The following is an 18,911-nucleotide window of genomic DNA, read 5'->3' as shown; positions in this document are numbered from 1 at the left end:
AGTAAGAGGAGATTGAAATGTCACAGGAGATCGTAAAATCCATCAACGTCGCCGACGAGATGTCGAAGTCCTTTTTGGACTATTCGATGTCCGTCATCATTTCTCGCGCTCTTCCAGATGCGCGAGACGGGCTGAAGCCATCACAACGTCGCATCCTGTATGCGATGCATCATGACCTCTCGCTCACGGCGTCCAAGGCGCACCTGAAATGCGCGCGGATCGTGGGGGACACCATGGGGAAATACCATCCCCATGGGGATGCGGCCATCTACACCACCTTGGTCAATATGGCGCAACCCTGGACCATGCGGGAACGCTTGGTGGACGGGCAAGGCAATTTCGGCTCGGTGGAAGGGGATGCCCCTGCGGCCATGCGGTATACCGAGGCAAGAATGGCGCCTTTGGGTTCGGCCATGATGACGGATATCGATAAGGAAACCGTCGATATGCAGACCACCTACGATGAGCACTCGGTCGAGCCGGTCGTGCTCCCCGCGTCCATCCCCAATCTTCTGGTGAATGGGGGCACGGGCATTGCCGTGGGCATGGCCACGAATATTCCCTCCCACAATCTTGGGGAAGTCATCGATGGGGTGTGCGCTCGCATCGAAAATCCCAGCCTCACGGTCGAAGAGCTCAAGACCCACATCCTGGGCCCCGATTTCCCGACCGCCTGTGAAATCCGAGGTTACAAGGGAATCGATCACTACTTCCGCACCGGACGTGGGAGCGTGAAAATGCGCGGTGTCATGGAGGTGGAGGAGTCGACCTCGGGGGCAGCCACCATCACCATCCGCCAAGTGCCCCATGGGGTGAACCGCGCGGTTCTCCAGCAGCGGATCGCCGAGTTGGTGAAAGAGAAGATCCTGACGGAGATCGCCGGTATGCGAGACCTCTCGGACGAGGAAACCCGCATCGAGATCACCCTCAAACGGGACGCCCGCCCGCAGGTGGTGGTGAACCAGCTTTTCAAATTGACTGCCATGGAGACCTCTTTCGGGGTCAATATGCTGGCGATTCATGAGCGCCGTCCGAAGCAGCTTTCGGTCATGGATGCGGTGGACGCCTTCATCGATCACCGCCGCGAAGTCATCATCCGCCGGACTCGCCATCTCCTGGGCAAGGCCGAAGATCGGGCCGAGAATCTCGAGGCCTATTTGTTGGCGCTGGGCCACCTCGATGACTTCATCCGGATCATCCGGGAGTCCCGCAACCGCGATGAAGCCCGCGAGAAGGTCAAAGCCTATACCTTTTCTTCCGAAACCGCCGAGCAGCTAGGTGTGCTTCTCCGCGGCCAACCCAGCATTCAAGGAGAGCGCTACCTTTTCACCGATCGTCAGGTCAATGCCATCCTCGAACTCCGGCTCTACCAACTGACAGCGCTCGAGCAGGATAAGATCAAAGCGGACTACGACGGGGTTCTCGAGGAAATCAAAGACTACCTGGACATCCTCGCGAAAGAGTCCCGGGTGCTGGCAATCATCAAAGCGGAGTTGCTCGAGATCAAAGAGAAGTATGCCACGCCCCGCCGCTGCCCGATTCTCCCGGATGAGGGAGAAATCGCGATGGAAGACCTCATCGCAAACGATGGCTTCATCGTGACGCTCAGCCACCGCGGTTACGTCAAGCGGACCCTCGGGAGTGAATACCGCGTCCAGGGCAGGGGAGGCAAGGGGGTCAAGGGGATGACCACCCGCAAGGCTGACGATCCCGAGGAGCAGGATTTTGTGGAACGTCTTTTCTCAGCCCAAGCGCATGACTACCTCATGTTTTTCACCAATAGGGGGCGGGTCTATGTGGAGCGGGTCTATGAAATCCCGGAGGCGCCTCGCTCCGCGCGGGGAAGGAGTATCCGCAATGTCCTGAACTTGCAGCCGGAAGAGAGTGTGGCGGCCGTTCTACGTTTGGAATATCGCACCAACGAGGAAGGGGAAGACGTGACCTTTTCCGAAGACGGCGGGAACGTCTTGTTCGCCACGCGGAGCGGGAAGGTCAAAAAGACCAGTCTGTATGACTTCAAAAACTACCGCAAAGACGGGATCATCGCCATCAAGTTGGAGGAAGGGAATGAATTGATCGGGGTGCAACTGACTAGTGGGAGCAACGAAGTGGTTTTGATCACGAGTGGAGGATTCAGTCTTCGCTTTCACGAGGAGCAGGCCCGACCGATGGGACGCGCCACTGCGGGGGTGCAAGGCATTCGACCAGTGGGGGAAGATCGTGTCATTGGGTTGGCCTTGGTTTCAGAGGAGTCCAAGCTTTTGGTAGCTTCGGAGAATGGCATTGGGAAGCGAACCGATTTCAGCGAATACCGGGCGCAATCTCGAGGCGGCAAAGGCATCATCACCATGAAATGCACCGACAAAACGGGCCCGGTGGTGGGAGCCGTCGCCGTGGGCCAGGAGGAAGAACTCATGCTCATGACCAATGGCGGCCAAAGCATTCGCATCAGAGTGGCGGATATTCGGGAGACCGGTCGCAATGCCCAAGGAGTCAAGTTGGTGACCCTTTCTGAAGGCGAGAAGCTACAAGACATCGCTCCCGTGGTGGCCGATGAGGCCGTCGATGAGATCGACGAGATGAAGGACGCCGCTCCCGAAGAATCTGCCGAAGAATGAAGCTAGCGCGATGCGGCGATGGCCCAGAAATCTTCCATTCTCTCCAAGGGGAAGGGCGGCATACCGGTCGCCCGAGCGTGTTCGTCCGCCTTTCCGGCTGCAACTTGCACTGCAGCTGGTGTGACACCGCTTACACTTGGAATTGGAAAGAGTTCGATCAGGAAAAAGAGAGCTACGAGATGAGCGTGGCAGACTTGGCGAGCCGAATTCGTTCTTACGGATGTCGCAATCTGATTTTCACCGGAGGAGAGCCTCTCGTGCAACAAAGCGAGTTAGGACAGCTTTGGCCCCTGCTGGGGGGGGATTTCCGGGTGGAGTTTGAGACCAACGGCACCATCCGACCGAGCGAGGTCACCGAAGGGCGGGCTGACTACTATGCGGTCTCCCCAAAACTGGCGAACTCTGGCAACCGGGAAGAGGTTCGGCAACGGGAGAGGGCTTTGCGTTTCTTCGCGGAAAGCCGGAAGGCGGATTTCAAGTTTGTCATCGCGAGCGAAGCGGATTTTTCGGAAGTGGAGAAACTCCGCAGTGAGTTGGGCTTGGAGGCGGAGCGGATTTTCCTTATGCCAGAAGGCACGATGCTGGAGGCGCTCGACGAGAAATCCGAGTGGGTCAGTGAGCTGTGTCTCCAGCATGGCTACCGCTTTTCTGACCGACTGCATGTTCGCTTGTATGGGAGCAAGCGCGGGGTGTAGGCTCCCGCGGACACCATGAACTTCGGCGATCTTCGAGGCATTCTTCAGTATGTCCCCTACTTTCGGGACCAGACCTTTGTGGTGGCCTTGGATGGTGGGGTGGCGGCTTCGGAGAACTTTTCCAATGTGCTGTTGGATTTGGCGGTTCTCCATTCGCTCAATATGCGCGTGGTCTTGGTTCATGGCGCGGGCTGGCAAATGGCGCGGTTGGCGGAAGAACGGGGCCAGACGCTTTCCAATGCGGACGGGACCGGACCGACCGATCTGGAGACGATGGAATTGGCCTCCGACGCCATCCCCCGTCTTTCCAATCGCCTTTTACAAGGGCTGCAAATCGTCAAACTGCGGGCCGTGATGGCCAATGTCCTGACGGCCCATCCGCTGGGGGTGGTCAAAGGAATCGATTACCAACGCACTGGCAAAGTCGGCAAAGTGGACGCGCTCGCCTTGCGGACTTTTCTGGACCAGGGGATGATTCCGGTGATCCCCCCTTTGGCAGCCGACCACCAGGGGCAAAGTCTGCGACTGAATTCGGACCAGGTGGCAGCCGATGTGGCGGTGGCCCTCCAGGCCCACAAGATTCTCTATCTGAGTCGCGAGCCCGTCTTGGACGCGGACGAGCGAGGGCGCTTGCCTCAGCTCTCGGTGGAGGAGGCCTTGGAGATGGCCAAGCAGGCAAAGGAGCCGCTCACCTCGCGGCTGCGCCTGGCGGCCTTGGCTTGTGAACGTGGGGTCTCTCGGGTGCATTTTGTGGATGGCATGCAGAACGAGGCGCTCTTGGCCGAGCTTTTCAGCAACGAGGGAATCGGCATGATGATTCACGCCGATGAGTATCTAGGCATCCGCCCGTTGCGAGAAAGTGATGTTCCCGAGCTTCTGGCTCTCATTCATCGCTCCGTGGAGAATGACACCCTGGTGCGACGCACACAGGAGGATGTGTTGCGTCGGATCGAGGACTACTTTGTGGTCGAGATCGATGGCAATGTGGTGGGGAGCGCCGCTCTCCATAAGTCGATCGACGAGGGGATAGGGGAGGTGGCTTGCCTCTACATCAAAAAGAGTCACGAGAACCGAGGCTACGGCCGGGCCTTGCTCCGATTTGCGGAAAAGGAAGCGCGGGAGGCGGGCCTCTCACGCCTGGCGGCACTGAGCGTAGGGGCCAAGGACTTTTTTGAGCGGCACGGATTTGCGCTCGCAGGCCTGGAAGCTCTGCCTGAAAAGCGCCGACGCTTGGCCCAAGAGAGCAGTCGGAATGCTCACGTGCTGGTGAAAAAACTCTAAAGAAGCTGTTTGGGGAGGCATGGGAAAACGAAGAAACCGTCGCCGGAGATGGACCTGGCTTTTTTTGCTGCTGCCAGGGGCCTATCTGGCGTATCCCTACCTGACCTTGCTGGCCTTCCAACAGGCGCTCGAAAAGAAGGACAGCGCGGCCCTCGAGCGGATGGTGGATTTCCCGGCCGTGCGCGCGTCTCTGCGCTCTCAGTTGGTCAGTGAGGAGGCCCTGCCGCCGCCCTCTGAAGAGGAATCACTGCTCGGCAGGTTTGGTCGCGCCTTAGAAGGGCTGGCCAATCGGACCAAAGACCATTTCATTACCACCCTCATCACGCCGGAGGGCTTTCCCAAGCTCTATCGAATATCGCAAAAGGGAGTCCTCCAACCCCAAGTGGAGAAGGCCTTCTTCGTGAGTCCGACTCGCTTTCAAGTCATCGTGGATGGGACAACCACTTGGATGACTTGGGAGAGGGGGCGCTGGCGAATCACCGATATGAAAGTGCCGGAGCGCTATCGCTGAAGCGAGTCGAGTTTCGGTGCCGCAAGCTGAGACCGCTTGAGGCATCCACTGGGGTGCCGGTCAAAGCCCAGCGTGAATTTGCACCAAGGCCAGGAGCGCGTAGCTGGTCACGAGTTGGGGGTCTTTTTCCCACCAGCGTCCGTTGGTGTTGGCCCAACTGCCATCGCTCTTTTGAAGATTGAAAAGCTGGAGAGCCAATTCCTCCCGCCAAGCGATTTGCTGGTTTTCATCCGTCTCGAATCCTTCAATGCCCGCGGCGTGGAGGGCTTTGGCCATGGTGTGGTAGTAGTAAAAGAGGCCTTGGAGTCCCATGCCGGGGTTTTCTTCTACGGTGAAGTTTTTTCGGAGCCAGTCGACGGCCGCCAGCACCCTCTCGTCGTTCCGATCCACTTCCGCGTAGAGGAAGCTGAGGAGGCCGGCGTAGGTCATGCTGCCGTAGGAGCGCTTGCCATCGGGGAGGCCGGGGCGTGGGTAGTCGCCTGCTTTGCTCTGATCCGGGTCATAGATGAAGCCGCCTCTTTGGTCAGGATCATCGCTAGCCCATTCCTGATCGTTGGTGGCGGGGAGGTTTTGGCAGCGACTGACGAAGGTCAGGGCCGCTTCCCAGTTGAGGCGGGGAGCGTCGGGTCGTTCCTCCACCAGATGGCGGGAGTAGTAGAGCGCCTCCAGAGCGAGGTGAGTATTGGAGAGGTCGGGAATCGGCTTCGAGCCGTAGCCCACGCCACCATCCCAAGCATCATCGGTTTCTCCCTGGATTCGTTCGTCCGCTTGCAGATTCACCAGGTAGCGCCGTGCTTTCAAGATGGCGGGCTGGTAGTTTTGGTCCCGGCTGGCGAGGAAGGCCATGATGCTGAGGGCGGTGTTGTAGTTGGCGTAGCCTTCCACGAAGATGGAGCCGTCTTCGTTTTGGCAGCGGACCAAGTAATCGAGACCGCGTCGGAGAGGAGTAGCCAGAGGGGCTTGGGGGTCTCGGGACGGATCCAGGAGCAAGGAACTGAGAGCGAGGGCGGTCAGTCCAGGGACCTTGGGATCGCCCCAAGAGCCGTCCTCATTTTGGGTCTCAAGGAAGTAGTCGACTCCCCGGCTTATGGCTCTTTCCACCTCGCGCTGGAGGGAACGATCTGCTTGGGCGGGAAGGGCCAGGCAGGCCACCAGGGGGAGCAAGAAGAGAACTTTCATGGGGTGTCGAAGAGAGGCGTTCTGGCTGCGGTGGCTCTGTTCAGGATTCTTCGGGAAGGGCCAAGGGGGTGAGAACGAGGGTCGCTTTGACGGTCAAGGGGGGGAGGAGGTCGCGACGCGGAAACCAATTTTCGTCATCCTGATTTCCTCCCCACGAGAGATTGAGGAGGGCGTCGGCATCAAGGTAGGTCGCCATGATGGAACCAGTGATGTCCGCCATGTAGCCGCCTTCAAAAAAACGGGAGCCGGTGAAGATCCAGGGGCTGTCTGGGATGACGGCCTCGGTCAGCTGATTTTGAATGAGCTCCGAGAGCGGGTAGCTTTGAAGCTGGCCGCTTTCATCCGACCACTCGAGACGGATTTTCATTTGGGATTCAAAGGGCGGGGCGGCCCGGGGTCCTTGGCGCTCATCTTCTTCGAGGGGCCGCACGGGATTCCCTCGATTGTCGAGACGAGGCCTCTCCAGAATGACGGTCGAAGGTTGGTAGTGACAGAGGAGCAAGGCCGTTTGCAGATGAGAAGGGGGAACCGCTGTCACCAGGAGCGTTTCATGCACTTTTCCCCGCACGCTGACCAAGGCATACTCCAAGGGCGCGTCACTCTCGCCTGTGCGGGCTGGGAGCCGGATCTCGCGGGTGCCAGGATCGAAGTGAATTTCCCCCAAGAGAAAGGTTCCATCCTCTTGTGCCTCAACCGCTGGCAAGGACATGGCATCGGCCACCGCCAGGTCTCCCAGAAGAAAGGAGGGCAAAAGCAGTGAGAGAAAGCGTGCCATGGGAGGACTGGGAAAGGGGTTCATCCGCCTTGGGTCAAAAGGACCATGAACTGAAGAGGCTCCAATTCAAGCCGCTTGGATGCCAGGATGTGCTTGCCGGCCACGATATCGACCAAGGCTTTACGGAGACCGAGTTGCCGGAGACGGGTGGCGGCGATCGATTGAGTGCGATCGCTGAAATTTCCCAGACAGAGGACGGATTGCTCGGAGTTGGTGCGGAACCAACCAAGGACGTGGTCATTCTCGGTATGAATGACTTCGGTCTCGCCTTGGGCGAGCGCGGAGTTGTTCATGCGGATTTGATTCAGTTTCAGGAATCCTTGGAAGAGCAGATTTTCCGGCGTGCCGGCGACATGGCGCTGGGCGGCCTTGTCCCAGTCAAAGTAAGGCCGATGCAGCCAACGAGAGTCGCCTTCTTTATCAAGATCTTCCCGGTAGCTTGGATCGTTGAGCATCCCGATCTCATCCCCCAGGTAAATCAGGGGAATCCCCCCGATGGTGAAGGTGATGCTGTAGAGGAGAAGGATGCGATCCAGGGCGAGTTTGATTTCCCGTTCGTCGGCCGCGGCCATGGCCAGGCCCAAGCCGCAGAGGGAAGCGGTCGTCCCGACGATGCGGGCGTCCCCCGTGCGAGGGTCTTCTTGGAAGGTGTCTCCATCCGAGAAGGTGGATTCGTGACGACCTGCGAAGAATTGGGTGAGAAAGTGCCGGTGCCCATGCGGGTCGATCTCCTGCTCTTCGGCATCGCGATTGTCAAAGCCCCAGCCGATGTCGTCGTGGCTTCGGACGTAGTTGACCCAGGAACAGCCAGTCGCGATGTCGAGTCGCTTTTGCAGCGAATGCCGCAAGAGCTTGGCGCTCCGAGTGGCCAGTCCCTCCCAGAGGAGCGACATCATGAGGGGATTGTAGGACAACTGGCATTGGTCGGTCGCGATGTATTCGGAGATTTGATCGGGGGCCACGATGGCCTCGGATTTGAAGATGACACCGGGAGCGACGACCCGGGTGATGGCATTGAAGGCCTCAATCACCAAATGGGCTTCGGGCAGGTTCTCGCAGTTGGTGCCTTTTTGCTTCCAAACAAAAGGCACTGCGTCCATACGCAAGACTTCCACGCCTAGGTTATTCAAAAAGAGCATTTCTTCCACCATGGCGATGAAGACCTCGGGATTGCGGTAATTGAGATCCCACTGGTAGGTGTGGAAGGTGGTCCAGACCCATTTTTTGAGTCGATTGATATAGGTGAAACAGCCCGGCCGATCATCCGGGAAGATGGAGCGGAGGTGTTGCTCATATTCGTCGGGCTCCCGCCGGGAGTCGAACATGAGGTAGTAGTCCTGAAAGGTCTCATCCCCTTCGCGGGCTCGGCGGGCCCAGTGGTGCTGGTCGGAGGTGTGATTGAAGACAAAGTCGAGGACCAGGCTGATGCCGTGCTGCCGGAGTTCGTTTGTGAGCTCCTCCAGGTCGGCTCGCGTCCCGAGTTGGGCGTCCACTTCACGGTAGCTGCTGACGGCGTAGCCCCCATCATCGTCGCCCTCCGGCGTTTGGTAGAGAGGCATGAGGTGGAGGTAGGTGATGCCGAGAGACTGGAGATAGGGGATTTGCTCCCGGAGTCCCTGGAGATCGCCCGAGAAGAGGTCGACGTAGGCCATGGCCCCGACCAGTCGCCCCGACTGATACCAAGTGGGATCCCCCTCCCGAATGGCGTCCATGCTGCGCAATTCGGCTGGCCGCTCCACCCACAGCCGCACCATGGTTTCGGCGAGATTCAAGAGGTGGTAGAAGAAATCAAAGTGCCCCCCGTAGAGGGTCAGGAGACGTCCGAAAAGGGCTGGAAAGTGATCCCGCAAACGCAGCTCAAAGACTTCCCAATCGGGCGTCTGGCTTTCCACGGGAAACCGCTCCTGAAGCTTGGCCAGAAGCCGCTCCAGGGTGACCCGGATCTGTCGATCGCTGGCTTGGTGAGGGGAACTCATAACCGCGTTAGAATGGGGTGACCGCTCGCTGGGCCATGACCAGGGCTCCCACGATGCCGGCCTGCTGGCCGAGCTCGGGGGTTTGCAGGTAGACATCGAGGGGCGGGAGCGACCAATAGCCTCCGGTATCCTTCTCAAAGGTGCTGCGAATGCGGTCGATCAAGCCCGCCTGTTGGAAGACTCCTCCGCCAAAGAGAATGACGTCGGGCGACCAAGCGGCCGTCAGATTCATGGCGGCCAGCGAGAGATAGCGGGCATGCAGTTCCCAGGCGGGATGGTCCTCGGGCAGCTCGCTCCCATGCTGGCCCCAGCGGGTGTTGAGCGCGGTACCGCTGGCACGACCTTCCAAACAGGAGAGGTGAAAGGGGCAAACATTGGTGTCTTTCCCGTATTCGAGATCCAGATTCGGCATGGCCATGTGGCCGATTTCTGGATGCATCCGCCCGTGCAAGGGCTGCCCATCCATGAGAAATCCGCCGCCGATGCCCGTGCCGACGGTGACATAGCAGACATAGCGATGACCGCGACCGGCGCCGAAACTGGCCTCCCCGATGGCGGCCGCGTTCACGTCGGTGTCGAAGGCGATCGGGACCGGTTCAGCCAACTGCTCTTGGACTCGCTGGATCATATTCACTCCCGTCCAGCCTTCCTTGGGAGTCGTGAGAATTTCTCCAAAACCTGGGGAGCGGGCATGCACGTTGGCGGGGCCAAAGGAGCCGATGCCAAGGGAGGCCAAGGGGCCGAAGTCTTGGGTGGCTTCCCGAAAGAAGGCGGCTACCGCCGAGAGGGTTTCCTCCGGCTGGGTGGTGGGAATGCGGGTTTCCCGCAGGATTTCCTCGGGGGTCTGGGCCACGGCGCACACCATCTTGGTGCCGCCCGCTTCGAGACCAGCGAGGAGGGGTGGGGCTTCTTGGCTCATTTCAGGCGCGGGGGATCGGGGGGTTATTCTTCTTTGTCGAAATGAACGACGACGTCGGGTTGCAAGGCGGACTCTTGTTCCTGGCCGCCGACGGGCTCAAGGCCTTGAGCGCTTTTGGGGACACGGATCCGGGTGTCGAACTGGTAAGCGCGGATGCCGTCGAGGAGGCCGCGGAAGTTGGGGTAGGGCGAGGCGTAGACCCGGGGGAGGTGGGCGGTCGGTTTGAGTTCCGGGGAGTGGTCAGAGCCGAGGACTCCCAAGAACTGACCAGAAAGCGCTTCGTAGTCGCTGCCTCGGCGGGCATAAAAAAGCACATTGTCGGCCGGAATGCCCCAACGCCAAGCCACATGGCGAATGGCCAGACCTTTGCCGGAGCGAATCGGTATGATATCGAGCAGGCTGTCTTGGGAAAGGATGACCTTGGCCGCCAGGTTGGCCTCGCGAAGCAGCCTTTGGAGGGCGCGACGGGAGTCGGCGACCTCGGTTTCGTAGTGGTAAGAGATCTTAAAGGGATGCTGGCGACCCTTTTCAGTCTGCAAGCGGATCCCGGGCACGCCCTCCAGGAGCTGCCGAATCCCCTCGGCGTCCCAGCGATAGGAAAGATGTTGGTGCCATTTTTTGTCCAGCACTTTGCGGGACCCATAGTGAATGTCTGCGCCTAACTGCGTTATGTAGACGTCCGGTTGCGGGAGGCCGAGTTCCCGGAGGAGGGAAATGGCTGACTTCAGGTCGCGTCCGCTGGCAATCCCGAAGCCCAATTTGGGCACGTCCGACTCGAGGATTTCTCGCGCGCTGGCGAGGGCTTCGGCATCGCCTTCCAGGAAGTCATCGGACAGGCCGGTGAAGACAATGCGATCGGTCAGAGGCAGGCCAGTTCGCTGCTTTTGGAGGATGAGATTGGGCTCGGTGATTTCCTTGAGAAAGCCTTCTGCTTCTTTGAGGTAGCGTTCGACATGCCCGGGCCAGGAGTAGTGGCGGCGGACGCCCTCCTTGCCAGACGCCGACCAAGTGCGCCATTGTTTCTGGTCAGAGAGCGCTTGGCTGAGGGCTTGGGAGATTTCCGGGATGTTGGTGGGGTCCACGAGGAGACCATTTTGACAGTTGGCGAGGATGTCTTGCGGTCCGCCATCATGGGTGGCCACGACGGGGGTCCCGGCCGAGGCGGCCTCGATCAAGGTGAGTCCGAAGGGTTCGGTGAGGGCGGGATTGACGAAGAGACCACCCGTTTGCTCGGCAAACTGATAGAAGGCCGGGATCTCATCGGGTTCGTGCTGTTTGGGGATGGCGACTCGGCCATGGAGATCAAAGTCATCGATGAGTTGGAGGAGCTCCGTCCAGACTCGGCGCGCTCCGGCGTTCAGTTCGGAGAGCGACTCGCGATTGCCAGCCACGATGACCAGGTTGGCCTTTTCTTGAAGGCCTTGGTTTTGGCCGTAGGCTTTCACCAGAGAGCTGAGGTTCTTCTTCTCGTCGGCGCGGGCGATGGCCAGGATGGCGGGTCGATCCGGCGCTCGCAGAAAACGACCCAGTTTGGCGACCACTCGCTCTCGCAGCGGGGGAGGGACGGGCTTGGCAAAACGATCCACATCGACGCCGGGCGGGATGACCCGCATGCGAGCGGGATCGTAATTTTCATAGACCGAATACTGTTCTTCGACTTCCTGGGTCGTGCTCGTGCAGACAAAAGAGGCCGCGTCGAGGGCCATTTCCTCGGCTTCCAAGCGGGCCCCGAGATTGTAGCGTTTTTCGATCCGCTGGGGATCGGCTTTCCCCACCAGGAGGCGCGCCTTTTTCGTGCGACCTAGTGAATGCCCCGTGAAGATGAAGGGACACCCTAAGAGGGACGCCAACTGGCTGCCGACATAACCGGCATCGGCGTAGTGACCATGGATGACGTCCGGGAGACGTCCGGCTTCCCGAAAGCGGGCCAGGCATTGATCGACAAATTCATCCAAGTGCCGCCAAAGGGTCTCTTTGCGAAGGTAGCGTTTGGGGCCGGCCGGGACTCTCTTGACGAAAGCGTTTTTGGCGATTTTTTCCTCGGGCCTCTTGTAGTCGGCGCTGACTTTGGGATCGATGATTTGGCGGGTGAAAAGATCCACTTGCCCGGTGGAAGGATGTTCTGCCAAGGCCTTGACCAGTTCCAGGACATACTTGCACTGGCCACCGGTGTCGGCATCGCGACCCAGCTCCAGGTTGGTCCCGCGAATGAGCCCGTGGATCGAGAGATGGACAAGATAAAGGTCTTTCAGCATGGGTCGGCCGCGGCGGGGCGGGGGAGCGGGGGTTTTTCCAAGAAAGACTCCAAGCCTTCCTGAACGCCGAGGGCGCTTTCCTCCGAGGCCAAATAGCGCGGGCTAGCAAAAGAGGCTTCCCGGAGAGAGGACTCGGCATTGTTCACAATGATCCCAAAGACTTCGGGGATTTCGATCATAGAGAGATCATTCCCAGAATCGCCGGCCACGATGACTTCCCTAAGTGAAACAACCAACTCCTGAGCCAAAAAGCGAAGCGCGTTTCCCTTGTTGGCTCGCTTCGGCAGGATATCGAGGTCTCGTTGGGAGGAGTAGACCAGCTGGGCCTCCCAACCCTGGGCACGCAGCCCTTGCTCCAACTGTGCCAGCGCTTCCGGGGAGGCGTTTTCCCAAAACCAACTCGATTTGAAAGAAGATTGGCACTCGGCGGGTTGGGCTTGGGCCAGGTCTTGCTGGCCGATGTAGTCGTGGATGGCGGCCTGTTCCCAACCGGGAGAGAGGTGTTCCGACCAGGGGGCAAAGGGACCCGAGGCACCTCTTTGAGCGATGGTGGAACCTACGCCGGAGATAATCCATTCGGGGTCGGGCAAATGGCTGTGTTCGATGAGTCGACGGGTGTCGGCGAGAGAACGCCCGGTGTTGTAAACCAAGCGCGGGGCGGGGGTCAGTCGCCCTTGCAATTTGGCCCAGTAGTCTCCGAAGAGTTGGCCATTGTCGCGCGGCTCATACACGGTTCCATCGATATCGGTGGAGAGTAGGAACATGCGGTAAGCCTAAGACGAAAGGGAGAGGGCTTCAAGTTGGTTACAGGACGGGGCTTTCTAGTGGTTACGCCCAGACTCTGTTTTCCGTTTCAAGACGGGCGACCGCCCTGCGGAGGAAGGAAAACGCCATCCGGTCAAATCCTTGACCTTCGAGGAGCTCTCTTCCATAAGGAGGGCGACATGATTGTCTTCGATGGTGTGACCAAACGCTTCCCCGCCGAACGGTCGAAGTGGTGGTCGCCCAAAACACGGGAGGAGTTGACCGCGGTCCGTGCGCTCAGTTTCCAATGCCATCCCGGCCGGATCTGCGCCCTCCTGGGCCCGAACGGCTCTGGCAAGACGACCGCCCTGCGGATGGTGGCCACGCTCCTGCGACCGAGCGAGGGGCGGGTGGAAATTACGGGCTTGGACTCGGTCGAGGAGGCGGTGGCGGTCCGGCGCAAGATTGGTTTTCTCACCGGGACGACCTCGCTCTACCGTCATCTCAGCCCTCTTGAGACACTTCGTTACTTTGGCGGTCTCTATGGCTTGGCGCCGGATCGCTGCGAGGAACGCGCTCGCCAGCTGATAGAGCGCTTTGGGATCGGGTCGTTTCAAGATCGGCCGATTGCACGCTTGTCGATGGGCATGAAGCAAAAGGTCTCCATCGCCCGGATTTTGCTGCACGATCCAGAGGTCATGGTTTTCGACGAAGTGACCGTGGGACTGGACGTGCTTACCTCGCGCAATGTCATCGCGCTGGTGCGAGAATGTCGTGAACAAGGCAAAACGGTGCTTTTTTCGACTCACTTGATGGAAGAGGTGGCGCAGTTGGCGGACGACGTGGTGGTCATTCACGAGGGCGAAAAGGTCTTCGCCGGCAAGTTCGAGGATTTGGAGAGCGGTCGCCAAGCGCCCAGTCTCCAGGACGAATTCATTCGGCTTTTGGGGGACGCAGTATGAAGGGAGCGTGGACCGTCTTCCGAAAGGAGCTGCGCGAAGCGTTGCGCGATCGGCGGACGGTCTTGGTGACCTTCATCCTGCCGGTCTTTTTCTACCCGCTCATTGTTTTGGTGATGGGCTATTTCTCCTCCTTGCAAATGAGCGAAGTGAAAGGCCGCGCCTTGGCGGTCCCGGTGCTTCCGGGTGAGAAGGCCGTCGAGCTGAATGCCTTTGTCGAGGAGTATGACGGCATCTCCTTCACCCCAGCGGAGGAAGAGGCGGACTTGCGGAGACAAGTTCAGGCGGAGGAGGTGCCTGCGGCTCTCCTCTTCGATGAGCAATTCGAGCGCGCGCAAGCCCAGGGTGGGACCGGCAAGATCAGCCTTCTCTATAAAGAAACGGCGGAGGGCACGCTCCAGGCGCGGCGGATTCGTGACCTGCTCAAGCGCTATCAAGAAGCGGAGGAAGCCGATCGATTTCGTGCGCTGGGTCTTCTGCCCAGTGCGGTGGAACCGATCGATCTCACGCTGGAAAACGTGGCGGAGGTGCGGGAGGAGTCCGGCGAGCAACTGGGCGGGGTCCTGGCTTACTTTCTCTTTTTTCTTTGTCTGACGGGCTGCATGTCGACCGCCGTGGACCAAGGGGCCGGAGAAAAGGAACGGGGCACCTTGGAAACGCTTCTCTCCACGCCGATGGACCAGCGGAGCGTTTTGGTCGGAAAGCTGGGGCTGGTGATGTTGGCGGGGCTTTGTTCCTCGCTGCTCTCGATTCTCAGCTTAGGCGGGTTGGCCTTTCTGGGGGGAGCCGCCAACAATCCAGAATACTTCGGCAGTCTCCTCCAGGTGAGCAATGTGGCCTTGGCCATTGCTCTCTTGATTCCCGTTTCTCTGGTCTTGGCCAGTTTGCTGCTCGGTTGTTCCTTTTTTGCCCGTAGTCCCAAAGAGGCCCAAGGATATTTGAGCCCCATCCTGATGGCCTTGGCCTTGGGCTTGGTGGTGGCGATGCTGCCAGGAACAGAGCTCAACGTGCTGACGGCCCTCATTCCAGTCTTCAATGCAGCCGTGGTTTTGCGAGAAGGGATGTCGGGCTCGCTGGTGGGGGGGCATGTCGCCCTGACCTTCGTCTCGCTCCTGGGGTTCTCGGCCTTGGCCATTTGGTCGACGGTTCGTTTGGTGGAGCGGGAGGCCACGCTTTTCCGCGATTGAGAAGAAGACTAGAAAAGAGGCCCGACTCGGAAGGAGGGAGTCTCCCATTGCGTTTTGTCCTTGGCCGCGAGAAAGAAGCGGTTCCTCGGCCCCCGGCAGGGTCGTAGAACCTCCCGTGCCCACCATGATCGAAGCCCAAGCCCCCACCCCCGCCCAAGGAGCGGACCAAAGATTGCAATCTCACCTTCAGGAAATCCTGAATTGGCATTTCTCGGAGGAGACGGGCTGTCCGTTTTGGCTCGATTGGAAACAGGCTTCCGGCTGGGATCCTCGGGAAGAGATCCAAAGCGTGGCCGACTTAGTGAAGTTCGATCACTTCCAAGACGAGTGGCTGAGGGACGAGAAAAACGAGCGATTTGTGCCCAAGGGTTTTGGCAAGCGACCCTTCAATATCTTTGAAACCGGCGGCACGACCGGTCTTCCCAAGCAGCGGATTGGCTGGGACGATTACAAACACGATTACGAGCAGTTTTCTGGGACCTTGGATGAAGCGTCCTTCCCTCGCGGGGGCAATTGGTTGATGGTGGGGCCAACCGGACCGCGTCGACTCCGCCTGGCCATCGAGCACTTGGCCAACTTCCGGGGCGGGAGTTGCTACTTCGTGGATCTCGATCCTCGTTGGGTCAAAAAAGTCATCCAACGCGGTGACATCGATCAGGTGGAGCGCTACCAGAGACACGTCATCGACCAGGCTGTCGAGCTGCTGAAGCACCGCGATATCTCTTGTCTCTTCACCACGCCCAAGTTGCTGGAAAGCTTGGCCGAGAGGGTCTCGATCCCCGGGCGCGGCATCCGCGGGGTCTTCTGTGGTGGCACCACCATGACACCCCAGATGGTCCGCTTTTTGGTGGAAGAGGTGTGCGAGAATGAAACGCGTTTTGTTCCGACTTATGGAAACACCCTCATGGGCTTGGCGGCCAGTAAGCCCGTCACCAAAGAAGAGGGTTACAGTATCACCTATTATGCACCGCAACCCCGCGCCACCCTTCGCATTGTCAATCCCGAGGCAACCGAAGAAACGCGCGACTATGGCGAATACGGTCGAGTCGAGCTGACCACGCTCACGAAGGAATTCTTCATGCCCCGGTTCTTGGAAAGAGATGAAGCCATCCGCCGGAAGCCTTGCGAATTGTATCCTTGGGATGGGGTGGGGGACGTGCGGCCCTTTGGGGCGATGGAGAAAAAAGTGATCGAAGGAGTGTACTAATGAGCGTTCCAGAAATTCCCGTGCTCCGGATTGGAGCCCAAGGCGAGGCCTACGAGAGCCTGGAGGTGCAGTCGATCCAGTCGATTGGCAACAAGGGCGAGGCAGTCAAAGTCCACTTTGCCAACTCAGGCTTGGTCAAGCGGGACATGCTCGACCTCAAGGCCGCTCGCAAGGCCCTTCGGCGGATTCCTTGTCGAGAACTTCTCGGGATGGTGAAGGAGGCAGGGGAGCGTTTTTTGCACGACACCCTGCCGCTGGGCTTGCATGACGAGCAATCGCCCGATGACTACGTGCGACAGCTTTCCGCCACCAGTGGTCTTCCGGTGGCCTTGGTGCGACGAAACATGGGTCGCCTCAAGATTGTTTTCGACGAGGTGGAAACGATTCTCCAGGGTCTCAGTCGTGGGATCACCCCAGGGGCTCTCGATCAAGGATACGGGCAGCAAAATGGATTGCCGGTCAGCTTTGTGCCTTCGACCGACGCGCTCGCGGTCATCCTCCCGAGCAATTCCCCAGCCGTCAATGCCCTCTGGATCCCTTCCATTGCCATGCAGATCCCCGTCATTTTGAAGCCGGGTCGGGAAGAGCCCTGGACCCCTTGGAGGATCATTCAGGCGATGATCGCGTCGGGCGTGCCGAAGGAGGCCTTTGGTTTTTACCCGACCGATCATGAGGGGTCGAACGCCATCATCCGGCGGGTGGGGCGAGTGATGCTCTTTGGTGATGACCGCACCGTGGCGAAACATGCGGGAGACCCTCGGGTCGAAGTGCATGGGACAGGTCGGAGCAAAGTGCTCTTCGGCCAGGACCAGATCGACGATTGGGAAAAGCACTTAGGCCTTTTGGAGGAATCGGTCTCGGCTAACAGCGGCCGCAGTTGCATCAATGCTTCCACCATTGTGGTGCCACGCCATGCCGATGCCCTGGCGGAAGCCCTCGCCCAGCGGCTGCTAGCGATGGAACCAAAAGCCTTGGACGACGAGAGCGCGCGGCTTTCTGGCTTTGCCAATCCCAGGTTTGGCGAGGCCATTAGCGGAATGGTCGATGAGGGATTGAAGGCGCCGGGGGCTCGGGATGTCAGTGTGGCCTTGCGGAGCACGCCTCGCTTGATCGAGCGCGATCATATGACGTATCTGCAGCCCACGGTCGTTCGCTGCGATTCTCTCGATCATCCTTTGGCCAACACCGAGTTTCTATTCCCCTACTGCGCGGTGGTCGAGCTTCCGCAGGAGCAGATGCTGGAACAAATTGGGCCCTCCCTGGTGGTGACGGCTCTCACGGAAGATCGGGAGTGGATTGACGATCTCTTGGCTTACCCCGCCATCAGTCGCTTGAACATCGGCCCCCACGCCACCTGCCACATCAGCTGGGACCAACCCCACGAAGGCAATCTCTTCGAGTTTCTTTTTGAAAGGCGTACGGTAGCCTTTGCGAATGCTTAGGCATTCACATGGAAAACCCTGACCTCGCGCCTCCCCCCTCCGATTTCGTGGGCCGTTTCGCCCATGCGCCTAATGGGCTCGTGATCCAAGGGGCGGGTGTCCTGAGGCGGCTGGGGTCCGAGGCAAGGGCTCATGGCAGACGGGTGCTGCTCATCACCGATCCCGGAGTCCGCGAGGCGGGTCATGCCGGGCGAGCCCTCCAGATTCTGAAAGACGCGGGATTGCAGGTCGAGCTTTTCGATGAGGTGGAGGAAAACCCAACCGATGAACTGGTCGAGCGGGTGACGGAGGTGGCCCGGCGGGCGGAGACGGACCTTTTCGTGGGCCTGGGGGGAGGGAGCAGCTTGGACACCGCCAAGGGAGCCAATTTTCTTCTGACCAATGGAGGGCGCATTCATGACTATTGGGGCACGGGGAAAGCGAAGAAGGCCATGCGGCCTTTCATCGCGGTTCCCACCACCACCGGCACGGGCAGTGAGTGCCAAAGCTTCGCTCTCATTTCTGATCGGGAGACCCACGTCAAAATGGCTTGCGGTGATCCGAAGGCCGCAGCCCAAGTGGTGCTTTTGGACCCTGAACTCACCTTGTCTCAGCCGGAATCGGTTTTCCTGGTGACGCTCGTCGATGCTCTTTCCCATGCCGTGGAGTCCGCCGTCTCGACCAAGGCCAGCGAGATCTCGCGAGCCTACTCCTACGCGGCTTTCCGGGCTTTGGAAAAGGCCCTGGTAGCCTGTTTGGAGGAGGGTCGCCGAGACCTCGCCAGCTTGGCCCAAGCCCAACTCGGGGCCGCCCTCGCGGGGGTGGCGATTGAAAACAGTATGCTGGGAGCCGCCCATGCCACGGCCAACCCCTTGACCGCCAACTACGGGATCGTGCATGGCCACGCTGTCGGGCTGATGCTCCCGGCCGTGGTCAGGCGCAACGCGGCCGAGGAGACGGCGGCCGAGGTCTACCGCACCCTGGCTCCCTCGGGGGACTTGGGAGAGCGATTGGATGGGTGGCTGGGGCAGACCGGGCTGGAGCGGCGCTTGCGAAACTTGCGGGTTCCCGAAAGCGATCTACCGCGTTTGGCCGAGCAAGCGAGCGAGCAATGGACGGGAAAATTCAATCCTCTTCCCCTGAAAGCGGAAGATTTCGAGAGCCTCTACCGTCTGGTCTACTGA

15 protein-coding genes are annotated in these 18,911 nt (G+C 59.5%); 9 read left to right on the top strand and 6 right to left on the bottom strand.

Features of this window, described 5'->3' with window-relative positions:
- The first annotated feature begins 17 nt into the window (after positions 1-17).
- From gyrA to AAF555_00460, 4 genes are read left to right on the top strand one after another with little or no spacing between them, the layout of a single operon-like run.
- Positions 18-2,618: a DNA gyrase subunit A gene (gene gyrA / locus AAF555_00475; GenBank protein ID MEM6910032.1), complete on the top strand. Its 2,601-nt coding sequence runs from the start codon at positions 18-20 to the stop codon at positions 2,616-2,618.
- A complete protein-coding gene (locus tag AAF555_00470; protein ID MEM6910031.1) occupies positions 2,615-3,313 on the top strand; it encodes a 7-carboxy-7-deazaguanine synthase QueE in 699 nt (232 codons plus the stop codon). The genes gyrA and AAF555_00470 overlap by 4 nt, the downstream gene beginning before the upstream one ends.
- A 15-nt stretch (positions 3,314-3,328) precedes the next feature.
- Positions 3,329-4,594 carry an amino-acid N-acetyltransferase gene (argA, locus tag AAF555_00465; protein ID MEM6910030.1) on the top strand — a complete coding sequence of 422 codons (1,266 nt, stop codon included), beginning with the start codon at positions 3,329-3,331 and terminating at the stop codon, positions 4,592-4,594.
- 19 nt (positions 4,595-4,613) lie between these two features.
- Complete coding sequence (locus AAF555_00460) at positions 4,614-5,105, top strand: DUF2939 domain-containing protein (GenBank protein ID MEM6910029.1); 492 nt, start codon at positions 4,614-4,616, stop codon at positions 5,103-5,105.
- Between the two features lie 60 nt (positions 5,106-5,165).
- Here the strand turns inward: AAF555_00460 and AAF555_00455 are convergent, their stop codons facing one another.
- From AAF555_00455 to AAF555_00430, 6 genes are read right to left on the bottom strand one after another with little or no spacing between them, the layout of a single operon-like run.
- The gene (locus AAF555_00455) at positions 5,166-6,284 is read right to left on the bottom strand and encodes a cycloartenol synthase (GenBank protein ID MEM6910028.1); all 1,119 of its coding nucleotides are present in this window, start codon (positions 6,282-6,284) and stop codon (positions 5,166-5,168) included.
- Between the two features lie 40 nt (positions 6,285-6,324).
- Positions 6,325-7,059, bottom strand: a complete 735-nt coding sequence (locus tag AAF555_00450; GenBank protein MEM6910027.1) for a YdjY domain-containing protein — start codon at positions 7,057-7,059, stop codon at positions 6,325-6,327.
- 20 nt (positions 7,060-7,079) lie between these two features.
- Positions 7,080-9,035 carry an alpha-amylase family protein gene (locus AAF555_00445; GenBank protein ID MEM6910026.1) on the bottom strand — a complete coding sequence of 652 codons (1,956 nt, stop codon included), beginning with the start codon at positions 9,033-9,035 and terminating at the stop codon, positions 7,080-7,082.
- Between the two features lie 7 nt (positions 9,036-9,042).
- Positions 9,043-9,954 carry an ROK family protein gene (locus tag AAF555_00440; GenBank protein MEM6910025.1) on the bottom strand — a complete coding sequence of 304 codons (912 nt, stop codon included), beginning with the start codon at positions 9,952-9,954 and terminating at the stop codon, positions 9,043-9,045.
- A 23-nt stretch (positions 9,955-9,977) separates the two neighbouring features.
- Positions 9,978-12,209, bottom strand: coding sequence for an HAD family hydrolase (locus AAF555_00435; GenBank protein ID MEM6910024.1), 2,232 nt, complete (start codon positions 12,207-12,209; stop codon positions 9,978-9,980).
- Positions 12,203-12,973: an HAD-IIB family hydrolase gene (locus AAF555_00430; protein MEM6910023.1), complete on the bottom strand. Its 771-nt coding sequence runs from the start codon at positions 12,971-12,973 to the stop codon at positions 12,203-12,205. Before AAF555_00430 ends, AAF555_00435 begins: the two co-directional genes overlap by 7 nt.
- 180 nt (positions 12,974-13,153) lie before the next feature.
- Here AAF555_00430 and AAF555_00425 point away from each other — a divergent pair, with 180 nt between their 5' ends.
- The 5 genes from AAF555_00425 (at position 13,154) to AAF555_00405 (ending at position 18,911) form a co-directional block, all read left to right on the top strand.
- A complete protein-coding gene (locus tag AAF555_00425) occupies positions 13,154-13,915 on the top strand; it encodes an ATP-binding cassette domain-containing protein (protein ID MEM6910022.1) in 762 nt (253 codons plus the stop codon).
- The gene (locus tag AAF555_00420) at positions 13,912-15,099 is read left to right on the top strand and encodes an ABC transporter permease (protein ID MEM6910021.1); all 1,188 of its coding nucleotides are present in this window, start codon (positions 13,912-13,914) and stop codon (positions 15,097-15,099) included. The genes AAF555_00425 and AAF555_00420 overlap by 4 nt, the downstream gene beginning before the upstream one ends.
- A 124-nt stretch (positions 15,100-15,223) precedes the next feature.
- A complete protein-coding gene (locus tag AAF555_00415; protein MEM6910020.1) occupies positions 15,224-16,306 on the top strand; it encodes a hypothetical protein in 1,083 nt (360 codons plus the stop codon).
- Positions 16,306-17,748, top strand: a complete 1,443-nt coding sequence (locus AAF555_00410) for an aldehyde dehydrogenase family protein (GenBank protein ID MEM6910019.1) — start codon at positions 16,306-16,308, stop codon at positions 17,746-17,748. Before AAF555_00415 ends, AAF555_00410 begins: the two co-directional genes overlap by 1 nt.
- 8 nt (positions 17,749-17,756) lie before the next feature.
- On the top strand, positions 17,757-18,911 hold the full coding sequence (locus tag AAF555_00405) for an iron-containing alcohol dehydrogenase (GenBank protein ID MEM6910018.1): 1,155 nt from the start codon (positions 17,757-17,759) through the stop codon (positions 18,909-18,911).

It is taken from the genome of Verrucomicrobiota bacterium (assembly GCA_039027815.1).
In the GTDB taxonomy this organism is placed as follows: Bacteria; Verrucomicrobiota; Verrucomicrobiia; order Verrucomicrobiales; family JBCCJK01; genus JBCCJK01.
Note: the sequence above shows the minus strand (reverse complement) of the source record. Positions and strands in the feature narration are given on the sequence as shown.